Raw genomic sequence first — 12,581 nt, 5'->3', positions numbered from 1 at the left:
TTAAAATGATTAATTTACTATTTTAAATTAATTAACTCCATCGATTTAAGAAATTCAAAAAATCCTGCTTACGGTCTTTAGTATACCCAATACCAATACCAATTAAACATAAAACAATTATTAATATTGTACTCCAGAAACCTAACGTTAAAAATAAGATAGCGATAATTAGAAATGCTAAAAATCCAATTATTCTCCATTTAAACGTTTTGAAAAAATCAACAACTTCTTGTGTAGAATCTTGTCTTTGTTGGTTATTATTGTTAGCCATGATAACCCTCCCTTACAACACACGTTTGCCTGAGGCTTTTTGATCTCTAACATTAACCTCTAATTTTGAAACTGGTAATTCTGTGAAATGCTCAACATTTTGTTTAATGTCATTTCTTACTTCTTCTGTCAATGAACCAACTTGAACATCACCTGGAACAAAGAAATCCGCTTTTAAAGCAATATGTGATTTCTTTTTCTTGTTATATAGTTTCGCTATAACATTTGGTTGACGAATTTGGTCATATTTTACAAGTGTATCGTATGCAGATTTTTCAACTGCTTTTCTTGATACATAAATATGTCCATCTTCATAGTCTTTATAAAGTCCAGGTTTTCTGTACGTAGGTTTAAACAAGCTAAATACAAGTATTAGACCTATTAAAATCAGTAGGGCTGCTAAGCCAATAAGCGTCGGTTCAAACCAATTAAATTGCTTGAAGTAGTCTTGGTACTCACTAATTCTAGAATCTTTGATATACATAAATAGTAAAAAACCAACGATGACTACGATTAATAGACCTAGTATAAAATTTTTAATTCGCTTCACCTCGTATGACACCTCCTATAGTTAAATTATATGTACATGTCATACATCTTTATACCCCGTTAAATAAAAGTAAAAACATTTTAAATTGAAATTATAATGTATTTGGTAAAATAATTTTAATTACTGTCGTGATGCGTTTGTGATTGACTATTTTTTTCATGGTCTTGACTCGCTTTTCGATATTGTAAATATTTTTCATCTGAAACAAGTAATTTATTGCTAGGCCGTGGTTTTTCAATTGATAATGATTTGAATAACGACCAAATCATAAAGATAATAACGATTGAAAAAGGTAATGCTGCTATGATTAATAAGTTTTGTATTGACTGTGTACCACCTGTATAAATCATAATCATAGCAAATAGTGCTAAAATAACACCCCAACTTACTTTTACTACGCCAGATGGATTAATACTCCCTTTAGAACTCAACATACCTAGTACATAAGTTGCAGAGTCTGCTGAAGTAACAAAGAAAATCATAATTACAATGAGTGTAATAATACTGAGTAAAAATCCTAATGGAAAATGCTCAAGTGTTGCAAATGTTGCAGTTTCAGTTGCCTCTTTAGCAATGTTGGCAATGCCATTTTGCTGTAAATAAATCGCTGACGCCCCGAACACTGCAAAGAATAAAAAACAAACAAGTGCAGGTACAAAAAGTACACCTAAAATAAATTCTTTAATTGTTCTACCTCGAGAAACTCGAGCAATGAATATGCCAACAAAAGGTGCCCAAGAGACCCACCATGCCCAGTAGAAAATTGTCCACTGTTGCAACCATTGGAATTTCTCTCCACCTGATTGTGGAATACGTAAACTCATGTTAAAGAAATTAGCAATATAATCTCCCAATGAGTTAGTAAACGTATTTAAAATGTTTAACGTAGGTCCGACACAAAATAATGCGATTAATACTACAAAAGCTAAAAACATATTAATATTACTTAAGTTTTTAATGCCTTTATCAATACCTGACCAAGCAGACCACGTAAATAACACTGTAGCAATAACAATAATCACAACTTGTGTACCAAAATTAGAAGGTATTTTAAATAAAAAATTTAGACCTTCATTAATTTGTAATGCACCAAATCCAAGTGTCGCAGCAACACCAGTCACTGTGGCGATAATTGCAAGCACATCGATTGCGCCACCTATTGGCCCACGCATCATCTTTTCTCCTAAAACTGGTCTTAATGTAGCACTCACTAATCCAGGATAACCTTTATGAAAATTAAAGTATGCAAACACAAGTCCAACAATTCCGTACACTGCCCATGCATGTATACCCCAGTGGAAAAATGAGAACTGCATCGCTTCATTTATAGCAGTTTGTGTTCCTGCTTTATGTATCGGTGTTAATGTAAATGCATGACTGATAGGTTCAGCTGTTGTCCAAAATACTAAACCAATCCCCATACCCGCACTAAACAACATTGCAAACCATGATTTTAGTGAAAATTCTGGGTCTTCTCCTTCTTCTCCTAAAGTTATTGTTGAATATCTAGAAAATAATAAATAAATAGATACAACTAAAATAGCTAATACTAATAGTAAATAATACCATCCAAAATTTACTGCAATAAAATTGGTAATCGCTTGTGTAACCGATTCTAATTGTTTAGGCGCAATTGCGCCATAAATAACAAATAGCGTACAAATCGTTAGCGCTACCCAAAAAACTACTGTTAATTTTTTAAGACGCATATTAACATGACACTCTCCCTTTACTTTATGTGTCATATATACCCTTACATCGTGGTAATATGCGTAATTTATGAATTTAATTGTATTTAACACTTTAATTTATACATTTTATATCTTAAATTGTGCGTATATTCAAAAGTAATAATTTTCGATATTGATATTGTGAGAAACCGTTACTTTGAAAAAATAAAGGAGCAAAATAACAATCAAATATACTGTTTTGATTGTCTTTGCTCCTTTGTAGCAGCTATTTTATTGAAAGCTGTTAAACTTTTATAGTATTGCTTAACAATAAGAATTTCTCAATAGCAGTGTTCATATTTATAACATCGTGCACTTTTACTAAATAGAAATAACTAATTTGCCAACCATGCTGTGGTTTTCCATTTTTTTATGCGCTTCATAAATATTATCTGCTGTTAATCCTTTTAACACTTCATTTGCTGTTGGTTTATAGTCGCCTGATTCTACTTTGTTAGTGATATCTTTTAAATAGGTACCATGAATAGACATATCTTCTGTTTTATTTAACGGTCTTGAATACATATATTCATGTGTAAAGGTTACACTTTTAGGCTTCAATAAATTTAAATCTTGCTTATTGTTGAAAGCAACAATTGTAGCAATCTTACCGCGTGGTTTTACTAATTCAATCATTTTTTCGTAATACAAGTCCGTATCAAAAGTACAAAATATATAATCTACTTCACTAATTTCATATTTTTTAAATTCATCTGTCAGATTATTTTTATGATTCAACACGATGTCTGCACCTAATGATTTTGACCAATTATACGTTTCATTGCGAGATGCAGTGGTGATGACGTGTAGCCCGTAATACTTTGCTATCTGTGTTGCGATACTGCCTACGCCACCTGCGCCATTAATTATTAATATGGACTTGCCTTTATTTTCTTCTGGATTATGAGAAATATTAAAAACATCAAAAAGCGTTTCTGAAGCTGTTAAACCAGTTAAAGGGAGACTTGCCGCTTCAACATCACTAATATTACTCGGCTTCAATGCTACCAATCGTTCATCAACAAGTTGATATGTCTGATTCGATCCTTGATACGAAGGTGAACCTGAATAATAAACTTCATCGCCAATCTTAAATTGTTTAACATCTTCGCCTATAGCTTCTACAACACCTACAGCATCATATCCTAAAATTCTTGGCGACTCATTTATAGACGATTGTCTAATTTTCGTATCTACTGGATTCACACTAATAGCAGTTAAACGCACTAATAATTCATATTGCTGAGGCTTTGGCTTCTCTATATCCATTTCATAAAATTGATTACCCTCATCTAATGTAAACGGTCTATCTGCAGCAATTGCTTTCATATGTGCATCTCCTTTACTTATAAATTGTCTGAAACTTGGACCACTTGTTTACCAAAATTATCTCCAGTAAATAAATTTCTAAATGCATTAGGCACGTTTTCAAATCCTTCTACGATCGAAGTTTTTGTTTTTATTTTATCTTCATTTACCCACTGAGCAAGCTGTTGACTCGCTTGTTTAAAGTCATCAGCAAAATTTGCAACAACAAATCCTTTCATAAGTGCTTGTGATTTTATCAAAATCGGCTGAATACGTGGTCCGTGCTCAATACTTTTATCATTATAGCCAGAAATTGCACCACATACTGGAATTCTAGCAAATTGATTTAAGTGTTTCATTACTTCATCTGCAATGTGTCCACCAACATTTTCAAAATAAACATCTACACCATCTGGAACTGCTTGAGCTAATTGTTCTGAGAAGTTATCAGCTTTATAATCTACACTAGCATCAAATCCTAATTGTTCAGTTAAATATTTCGTTTTGGTTGTTCCGCCTGCAATACCAACCACACGCGCACCTTTTAATTTAGCTATTTGACCTACTACTGAACCGACAGCCCCTGAAGCTGCAGATACAACAACAGTTTCTCCTTCTTTTGGTTGGCCGATTTTTAGCAGACCATGGTATGCCGTTTGACCAGTCATACCTAATACACTTAGATATAAATAAAGTGGAATGTCTCTCTGAGTAATTTTCGTAACTTTTTGAGCTGATACATTTGTATATTTTTGCCAAGGTAACATACCTAATACATAATCACCTTGCTCAAAAGTGTCAGCGTTGGATTGCACTACTTTTCCAACAATATGTCCTGCCAATGGTTCATCTAATTGAAATGGTTGTATATAAGATTTACTATCATCCATTCTGCCACGCATATATGGATCTACCGAAATATATATCGCTTCAACTTGAATCTCATCATTACCAGGCTCATCTATTTCAATAGTTTCGTATCTAAATACATCATCAGAAGGTATGCCTTCTGGGCGTTTTGCTAATACAATGCTTTCTGTTTTCATTATTTTGCCTCCATTTCATATTTTCTTCTATTCTATAGTGATGAAGTTATGCAATCAATCAAATCGCTTATTTGATATTTTGTCCTCGTGTTATGATAAATAAAATGGAGCACTTAAATGATTGTAATGAAGGAGAGTGTAATATGCGATTAAGTATACTAGACTATGTTCCAATATTTGAAGGCAGCGATACTACTCAAGCGATAAATCATTCTGTTGAATTAGCTCAATTTGCAGAATCGCTAGGTTTTTATCGATTTTGGGTTGCTGAACATCACAAAGTATTGTCAGTTGCTTCTAGTGCTCCTGAAATGATAATGATGACTTTGCTAGAAAATACAAATTCGATTCGCATAGGCAGTGGTGGTGTTATGCTTCCTCACTATAGTGCATATAAAGTAGCAGAAGTATTTAAAATACTAGAAGGACGTCATCCCGGCAGAGTGGATTTAGGCATTGGCCGTTCTATGAGTTTTAAAAATGTAAATCAAGCATTAAATGAAAACAAAACAACCAACGTTGATTTTAAAACACAAATTGTGGATTTAACAAACTATTTTAATGATGACATTCAAAGACAAAGATTTCTTGGATTATACGCTACACCTTTAATCAATACACAACCTGATATGCATTTATTGGGCACAAGCCAAAATAGCGCTGAACTCGCTGCACAACTTGGTTTACCCTTTGTCACTGCTTTAATGGGTAAGAATAAAGATAAGGTTAAACAATCCATCGATGATTATCGAAAACTATTTTCAAAACTTCATCCAAACCGAACACCTTATGTTATTATTTCAACTTTTGTAATCACTGCAAATGACATTCAAAAGATTAAAGAATTGGAACAAGCTTTTCATCTATGGTTATTGCGTATTAACTATTTAAAACAACCTAGTCACTATCCATCAATTACATTTGCTCAACAAAGACAACCATCTACTAGAGAACTTGAAAAAATGAGGCAAAATGAACCACGCTTTATCAGTGGTTTACCAAATGAAGTTTACACACAATTACAAGCAATCGCACATAACTACAATGCGGATGAAGTAATGATTCAACCACATGTTTATGGGGAGTCAAACCGCAAAAACGTGTTACAATTATTAGCAATTGAAAACAATCAATTTTAAGTTTTTTATAATGAGTAAATATAGTGACTTCATAACTGTTCAAAAGATAATTCTAATATAATAGAGTTATCTTTTTTATTTATAATTCCCAAAGAAATGCATTAATTTGATCTGTAACTTTTTCATTATCATGAAGCTCGCTATGTTCAGCTTTAGGTCCATAAACTTTGTATGTTTTATAAGTTTTAACATGATTTGATAATAAGTACCTTAACGATTCTGATGATACATTCGTTACTCTACCATCAGAATGCGTCCCGTCTTTTAAATCACCATAAATATTAAGAACTTCAGCGTTTTTAGGATAGTGTGCTTGCATGGATAATAAATCGCGGTATTCTTTTAACATCTTGTTGGGTTTGCCATTTTTGTCTAAATGTATATTTAAGTCTAAACCATTGATATCTACTTCTCCGTTAAAGTTTCCAGCTAAACTAACTTGCTTATTCAACTTAGGTAAAACACTATCATCACCATACTTTAACATATAATAACTAAAAGATTGATTTCCCATTGAATGTGCAACAAAATTAAATTTTTTAAAATGATATTTTGCATTAAAAGCTATCATAACATTTTTGATCCATTGTGCATTTTTTTCTAAATTTTTATTTTCATTATCTTCAAGTATAATTTTTATAATTGGACGCTTCATATTGTTAGATATATTTTTATTAAATGTCACCTTTCCATTTGATGAAACTTTAGCTTCAACAACGTCATTTGTAATATTATTTTGGACTGCCGAATTTACCATGTATTTTTCTGATTGAGTTGTTCCAGAATAACCATGTAAATAAAATGTCGGTACTGATGTTTCACTGGACATGTTTTTAATTAACGTTTTGTTAAACACTTGGTTCATGACCAAAAGAATAATGCTAGAAAAAATAATTAATATTAATACGATACTCAATTTTTTTAAGTGATGATTTAGTTTGTTGAATGTCATATGTATAACCTCTAATACTGTTTTATTTTATTATACTTCATACTATTTGAACTTACTAAAATAAAACAAATTCTTTCTATTTTTACGAGTACAAAAGTTGTATACATTTTTGATTATTTATAAAACAAAAAAACTTCCCATATTAATATGGGAAGTTTGAAACGTTTCTTCTGTTTGACATCAATTACCTAAGCAATTAATGTACCAAATCTGTGAGCGAAAAATATTCGCAACAACATTTGGGAAATTAACGTTTTGAGAATTGTGGTGAACGACGAGCTTTTTTAAGACCTGGTTTTTTACGTTCTTTCATACGTGGGTCACGTGTAAGTAATCCAGCGCGTTTTAATGAACCTCTATATTCAGGATCTGCTTCTAATAAAGCACGTGCAATACCATGACGGATAGCTTGTGCTTGTCCAGTGAAGCCACCACCGTGAACGTTAACTAATACATCATAGTTACCTTTAGTTTCTGTAACATCAAATGGTTGGTTTAAGTCTAAGATTAATGATTCGAATGGTAAGTAGCTACGTACATCAGTGTGGTTAACAGTAATGTTACCTTCGCCAGGTACTAAACGTACACGTGCTACTGAGTTTTTACGACGGCCTGTGCCTTTATATTCAACTTGTGCCAATGTAATTTCCTCCTTTTAATTAACCACGTAACTCGTAGTTTTCTGGTTGTTGTGCAGCGTGTGGATGTTCAGCGCCACCATATACAAATAATTTTTTGCCTTGTTTTTCACCTAGACGTGTGCTTGGTAACATACCTTTAATTGAGTTTTCAAGTAGACGTTCTGGGTTTGTAGCTTTTAACTCACCAGCAGAGATTGATTTGATTCCGCCTGGGTGGTTACTATGACGGTAATACATTTTGTCTTGTTCTTTATTACCAGTGAATTGAATTTTAGCAGCGTTGATGATAATTACATAATCACCTGAATCAACGTGTGGTGTATAAGTTACTTTATTTTTACCGCGTAGAATAGCAGCTACTTCTGATGATAAACGACCAAGTGTTTTACCTTCAGCATCAATAACATACCATTTGCGCTCAATGTTTGCTTCATTAGCCATAAATGTTTGACGCATATAATTGTCCTCCTAGAATAAATAAATGTTTCTTGTCTAATTAAAGTGATATTTAAACTTAAATTCATTTATTTTGTTAATTTATAATTTCTACGTGCTTCTATATCTTGTTACACAATAAGATTCCGGGGCTTATCGTGGGGTGATATAAAACAATACCGTTAGTTATCGTATAATTTTTATGGGGTTTTGTCAATGTAATTCAACTATTTTGTGTAGATTTTTTTTGATATATTTTTATATCTTCACCAAAGTCTCTTTTCAGTGCTTTGGGGGATAAATATATATGTTCCAAATACAATCCATCAGCTGGTGCAGTGAACGGAACTTTATTGCGATCTTTAGCAATTAATAATTGTGGAACTACCTCAGGTTGGAATTTCCCTTTGCCTACTCCAATTAAAAATGCTACTAACACACGCACCATATTATATAAAAATCCCGAACCAGTAACGACATAATCAAAACCATATTCTGTTTTTTCTATTTTACTTTCATATAATGTACGGACTTTACTTTCAACTTCTGTTTTTTGGGAACAAAATCCAGTAAAGTCATGTGTACCAATAAACAAATTGGCAGCTTGTGACATTTTTTCAAAGTTTAAACTTTCTGGTACGTGATTTTTCAAACCACATTCAAATGGATTTTTATTAGGTGATTGATAAACTTTATAGCGATAAGTTTTACCGACACAATCATAACGACAATGGAATGATTCATCTACAAATGAAACATCTTTCACATAAACATCATCAGGCAATGCCCGATTCATCGCATATCGCCATTGATCTGGTGAAATGTTAAGCTCTGTGTCAAAATGAAAATATTGTTCTAATGCATGCACGCCACGATCAGTTCGACTACTAGGATGTATCCTGATATGTCGTTTGTGCATGCGCTTAAGTATTTTTTCAAATTGTTGTTGTACAGTTCTACCATTATTTTGGATTTGAAAACCCAAGAATTGACTACCCTGATATGAAATATTTACTAAAACACGAACCATTCTTTACACTCCCATATACTTTAACACAAATAATATTATTGCTATTGGTATAATTGAAATCAATAACAAACTATCAAACCATTGCCAGTCTAATTGACGATAACTTGTTCGCTGTTTGTTTGTTTCATAACCACGGACTTCCATTGCAATGGCTAAATCTTCTGCTCTTTGGAAAGCTGAGATAAATAAGGGTATCAATAAAGGAATAAATGCTTTAACTCTGTTAATTAACCCCCCAGAACTGATTTCAGAACCTCTTGATTTCTGTGCTAAGATAATCTTATCTAGCTCATTCATTAAAGTTGGAATAAAACGTAAAGCGATTGACATCATCATACTCAGTAAATGTACAGGAACTTTTATCAACTTTAATGGATATAATAATCGTTCAAACGCATCAGTAAGATCTAATGGACTTGTCGTTAAAGTCATGATCGTAGATACCATAATGATAAACATTAGCCTCAACACAATATAAATACCTTCTAAAACGCCCTGAGTATCAATTGAAATAAACCCTATCTCAAATATACGCATACCACCTTTAGTTAAAAACAAATGCATTAAAAAGGTGAAAATCAGAAAAATCCATATAGGTGTTAATCCCTTTATTAAAAACCAAGATTTTATGTGCGCTACTTTCATCATGGTTACAATGATCAAGAATAACCATAAATAAGTGATAAATGAATGTGCAAAAAATATTAGTATGATAAATAAAAATACAAATATTAATTTGGCACGTGGATCACGACGATGTACAAAAGTGTCTAATGGAAGATAACGTCCTATAATAAACTTATCTCTCATGTTGTTGCCACTCCTTATACATCTCAGTGAATTCTGATTCGGTTAATGCCGTGCGCTCAAATTTAAATTGATGCTTTGCTTCAATATCTCTCTGTAATTTGACGATGTCTGGTACATCTAAATGCATATCTTTAACATAGTCGTCAGCATTAAACAATTTTCTTGGAGAACAGCTTTCCACTAACTTGCCATGTTTAATAATTTTCACTTCATCAACATATTTTGCAACATCATTCATTTCATGCGTAACTAATATGATTGTTTTATTTTGTTCAAGCTGAAGTTTCTTTAACATTTCCATGATTTGATTTCTACTTTTAGGGTCAAGTCCTGCAGTAGGTTCATCTAAAATAACAATATCTGGATCCATAGCTAATATAGAAGTAATTGCTATTTTTCTCATTTGACCTCCCGACATTTGGAAAGGTGATTGTTCAAGTATATCCCTATTAAAACCGAACTCTAATAATAATTGAAATGCTCGTGTTTTTACTTCTTCAAGTGGCATATTAAAATTTTTAGGTCCGAATAAAATTTCTCGTTCCACGGAGTCTTCAAAAAGTTGTGATTCTGGAAATTGGAATACTACCCCTACACGCTTACGCACTTGCTTTAAATATTTATCTCTAGTCTTGTGCGTAATCATGACCTCATCGACCTCTAAAGCGCCATGTGACGGTTTTAGCAATCCATTAATATGCTGTATTAATGTAGACTTACCAGAGCCTGTTTGACCAATCACTGCATAATACTTACCTTGTTCAAAAGTAGTTACAATCTCTTTCAATGCAAGATGTTCATAAGGTGTTCCTTTTTGATAAACATAGGACACTTGATTGAATTTAACAGTCATAATTTGCTTACCAACCCTTCATAAGAAATATAGTCAGTAACACCTAATAGTTGTTGGCTCATTCTCATTGCAAACGGTAAATCTAAACCTATTTGTGTTAATGCCTCTCCTTTATTAAAAATAACTTGAGGCAAACCTGATTGATATAGAAAGCCTTGGTTTAAAACAACTAAATGATCCGCATCTATAGCTTCAGATAAATCATGAGTGATGGATATAATTGTCACATCTTTTTCTTCCTTTAAACGATGTATGAGTGAAATTAATTCTGTTCTACCTTCTGGATCTAACATAGACGTCGCTTCATCTAATATGATGATATCTGTATTTAATGCTAAAACACCTGCGATAGCGACACGCTGTTTTTGGCCACCAGAAAGTGATTGCGGCTCATATGTAGCTCTGTCCAGCATATCTACATCCGCTAATGCTTTAGGCACAATTTCATGCATTTTCTCGTAAGTCATAGCATTATTTTCTAAACCAAATGCTACATCAAATTCCACAGTAGACCCAACAAATTGATTTTCTGGATTTTGAAATACAATTCCTATATGCTGTCTCAACTTATTTAAGTTATCGTCATTGATACTAACACCGTTTAAATATATTTGGCCCTCAAAAGGTTTTTGAATGCCTATCATCAGTTTTGCTATCGTTGATTTACCTGAACCATTATGACCTACTATAGAGGTCCATTTGCCTCTAGGAATGCTAAATGATACATCATTTAACGCAAGTGGTTCATCGCTATTATATTTAAAAGATACATGATCAAATTTAATTATTTCTTCTGCTTGCGTTATCATACCAGTTATCTCCTAAATCAAAAATATTAATCATATACTTAATCATTTTACATGAAAAACGATAAATAAGCACTTCATCTTCATTAATTTCTCTTTTAAATTTTATTTATTGAGACACGCATAAAGATAATTTTGAGCATAAAATACACTTCTCATTAATATAAATAGTTAACAATTATTGTTTCTTAGCAATTTATCTACTTTTAAATTTATGAACAAAATATTGCCTAGTTAGAACTTCTTATGCATTGGCTCTATGAATGTATTCCTTTACCTTACCCAAATTAAGGCTCAGCAGTTCGCTATTGCTTCGCAATTGCATAAGTCCCCCTAAATTCTTCGAATTAAGGCTCAGCAGTTCGCTATTGCTTCGCAATTGCATAAGTCCCCCTAAATTCTTCGAATTAAGGCTCAGCGGTTCGCTATTGCTTCGCAATTGCATAAGTCCCCCTAAATTCTTCGAATTAAGGGGGACTAACAAAAAAAAGCGCGCACCCCATCATATTTGAGTTCACGCTTTAAAATTTATTAAGTTTGATGGGGTACTCTGAGCTAGACAATATTTGTATGTGGCAAACATTATCGTTGCACTCATTTGCTTTATACATAGTAGTATGTGTATTTAAATTAAACTAATTCTATAATTACTGATTCAGCACCGTCACCGCGACGAGGGCCTACTTTAAGGATACGTGTGTAACCACCTTGACGTTCTGTATAACGTTCAGCAATTTCACCAAATAATTTTTGAAGTGCAGTTTGTGTAGTTTCATCTTCATTTAAGACTTCAACATTACGTAAAGTTTTAGCAGCTTGACGACGAGATGCTAAATCTCCTTTTTTACCTAAAGTGATTAATTTTTCAACAACACTACGTAATTCTTTTGCACGTGCTTCTGTCGTTTCAACACGTTCACTAACAATAAGTGAAGTAGCTAAGTCACGTAACATCGCTTTACGTTGATCAGAAGTACGACCTAATTTTCTGTAACCCATGAGTTAACCTCC

The 12,581-nt window shown here is 32.8% G+C and carries 14 protein-coding genes; 1 reads left to right on the top strand and 13 read right to left on the bottom strand.

Annotated elements, in window-relative coordinates; all coding sequences use genetic code 11:
- Positions 1–31: 31 nt before the first annotated feature.
- From KA873_RS03450 to KA873_RS03430, 5 genes are all read right to left on the bottom strand, one after another.
- Positions 32–271, bottom strand: a complete 240-nt coding sequence (locus KA873_RS03450) for a DUF2273 domain-containing protein (RefSeq protein WP_019468675.1) — start codon at positions 269–271, stop codon at positions 32–34.
- Positions 272–283: 12 nt separating this feature from the next.
- Positions 284–820: an alkaline shock response membrane anchor protein AmaP gene (gene amaP, locus KA873_RS03445; RefSeq protein WP_107383892.1), complete on the bottom strand. Its 537-nt coding sequence runs from the start codon at positions 818–820 to the stop codon at positions 284–286.
- A gap of 116 nt (positions 821–936) precedes the next feature.
- A complete protein-coding gene (locus KA873_RS03440; RefSeq protein WP_107383893.1) occupies positions 937–2,529 on the bottom strand; it encodes a BCCT family transporter in 1,593 nt (530 codons plus the stop codon).
- Positions 2,530–2,871: 342 nt separating this feature from the next.
- Positions 2,872–3,879 carry a zinc-binding alcohol dehydrogenase family protein gene (locus KA873_RS03435; protein WP_107383894.1) on the bottom strand — a complete coding sequence of 336 codons (1,008 nt, stop codon included), beginning with the start codon at positions 3,877–3,879 and terminating at the stop codon, positions 2,872–2,874.
- A gap of 17 nt (positions 3,880–3,896) precedes the next feature.
- Entirely contained in the window at positions 3,897–4,904 is a 1,008-nt protein-coding gene (locus tag KA873_RS03430; RefSeq protein WP_107383895.1) for an NADP-dependent oxidoreductase, read from the bottom strand.
- 143 nt (positions 4,905–5,047) lie between these two features.
- Here KA873_RS03430 and KA873_RS03425 point away from each other — a divergent pair, with 143 nt between their 5' ends.
- Entirely contained in the window at positions 5,048–6,043 is a 996-nt protein-coding gene (locus tag KA873_RS03425; protein ID WP_107383896.1) for an LLM class flavin-dependent oxidoreductase, read from the top strand.
- Between the two features lie 79 nt (positions 6,044–6,122).
- Here the strand turns inward: KA873_RS03425 and KA873_RS03420 are convergent, their stop codons facing one another.
- The 8 genes from KA873_RS03420 to rplQ all read right to left on the bottom strand — a co-directional run bounded on the left by KA873_RS03420 (position 6,123) and on the right by rplQ (position 12,569).
- Entirely contained in the window at positions 6,123–6,995 is an 873-nt protein-coding gene (locus KA873_RS03420) for an alpha/beta hydrolase (RefSeq protein ID WP_107504557.1), read from the bottom strand.
- A 247-nt stretch (positions 6,996–7,242) separates the two neighbouring features.
- Entirely contained in the window at positions 7,243–7,635 is a 393-nt protein-coding gene (gene rpsI / locus KA873_RS03415) for a 30S ribosomal protein S9 (protein ID WP_019468668.1), read from the bottom strand.
- A 19-nt stretch (positions 7,636–7,654) separates the two neighbouring features.
- Complete coding sequence (gene rplM / locus KA873_RS03410; RefSeq protein ID WP_107383898.1) at positions 7,655–8,092, bottom strand: 50S ribosomal protein L13; 438 nt, start codon at positions 8,090–8,092, stop codon at positions 7,655–7,657.
- A gap of 202 nt (positions 8,093–8,294) precedes the next feature.
- Complete coding sequence (gene truA / locus KA873_RS03405) at positions 8,295–9,101, bottom strand: tRNA pseudouridine(38-40) synthase TruA (protein ID WP_107504558.1); 807 nt, start codon at positions 9,099–9,101, stop codon at positions 8,295–8,297.
- Between the two features lie 3 nt (positions 9,102–9,104).
- Positions 9,105–9,911 carry an energy-coupling factor transporter transmembrane component T family protein gene (locus KA873_RS03400; RefSeq protein WP_210140157.1) on the bottom strand — a complete coding sequence of 269 codons (807 nt, stop codon included), beginning with the start codon at positions 9,909–9,911 and terminating at the stop codon, positions 9,105–9,107.
- Positions 9,901–10,764, bottom strand: coding sequence for an energy-coupling factor transporter ATPase (locus KA873_RS03395; protein ID WP_107504560.1), 864 nt, complete (start codon positions 10,762–10,764; stop codon positions 9,901–9,903). Before KA873_RS03395 ends, KA873_RS03400 begins: the two co-directional genes overlap by 11 nt.
- Positions 10,761–11,573, bottom strand: coding sequence for an energy-coupling factor transporter ATPase (locus KA873_RS03390; RefSeq protein ID WP_019468663.1), 813 nt, complete (start codon positions 11,571–11,573; stop codon positions 10,761–10,763). Before KA873_RS03390 ends, KA873_RS03395 begins: the two co-directional genes overlap by 4 nt.
- 627 nt (positions 11,574–12,200) lie before the next feature.
- Positions 12,201–12,569 carry a 50S ribosomal protein L17 gene (rplQ, locus tag KA873_RS03385; RefSeq protein WP_019468662.1) on the bottom strand — a complete coding sequence of 123 codons (369 nt, stop codon included), beginning with the start codon at positions 12,567–12,569 and terminating at the stop codon, positions 12,201–12,203.
- Positions 12,570–12,581 lie beyond the last annotated feature (12 nt).

This window comes from Staphylococcus sp. GDY8P45P, from assembly GCF_017892745.1.
Lineage (GTDB): Bacteria > Bacillota > Bacilli > Staphylococcales > Staphylococcaceae > Staphylococcus > Staphylococcus cohnii.
The sequence above is the reverse complement of the archived record's forward strand: the minus strand, read 5'-3'. Positions and strand labels throughout refer to the sequence as shown.

Coding starts and splice junctions, on each gene's coding strand:
- KA873_RS03425 (WP_107383896.1), top strand. CDS start 5,048: ATGCGATTAAGTATACTAGACTATGTTCCAATATTTGAAGGCAGCGAT.
- truA (WP_107504558.1), bottom strand. CDS start 9,101: ATGGTTCGTGTTTTAGTAAATATTTCATATCAGGGTAGTCAATTCTTG.
- KA873_RS03450 (WP_019468675.1), bottom strand. CDS start 271: ATGGCTAACAATAATAACCAACAAAGACAAGATTCTACACAAGAAGTT.
- rplQ (WP_019468662.1), bottom strand. CDS start 12,569: ATGGGTTACAGAAAATTAGGTCGTACTTCTGATCAACGTAAAGCGATG.
- KA873_RS03440 (WP_107383893.1), bottom strand. CDS start 2,529: ATGCGTCTTAAAAAATTAACAGTAGTTTTTTGGGTAGCGCTAACGATT.
- KA873_RS03390 (WP_019468663.1), bottom strand. CDS start 11,573: ATGATAACGCAAGCAGAAGAAATAATTAAATTTGATCATGTATCTTTT.
- KA873_RS03400 (WP_210140157.1), bottom strand. CDS start 9,911: ATGAGAGATAAGTTTATTATAGGACGTTATCTTCCATTAGACACTTTT.
- KA873_RS03435 (WP_107383894.1), bottom strand. CDS start 3,879: ATGAAAGCAATTGCTGCAGATAGACCGTTTACATTAGATGAGGGTAAT.
- KA873_RS03420 (WP_107504557.1), bottom strand. CDS start 6,995: ATGACATTCAACAAACTAAATCATCACTTAAAAAAATTGAGTATCGTA.
- rplM (WP_107383898.1), bottom strand. CDS start 8,092: ATGCGTCAAACATTTATGGCTAATGAAGCAAACATTGAGCGCAAATGG.
- KA873_RS03395 (WP_107504560.1), bottom strand. CDS start 10,764: ATGACTGTTAAATTCAATCAAGTGTCCTATGTTTATCAAAAAGGAACA.
- KA873_RS03430 (WP_107383895.1), bottom strand. CDS start 4,904: ATGAAAACAGAAAGCATTGTATTAGCAAAACGCCCAGAAGGCATACCT.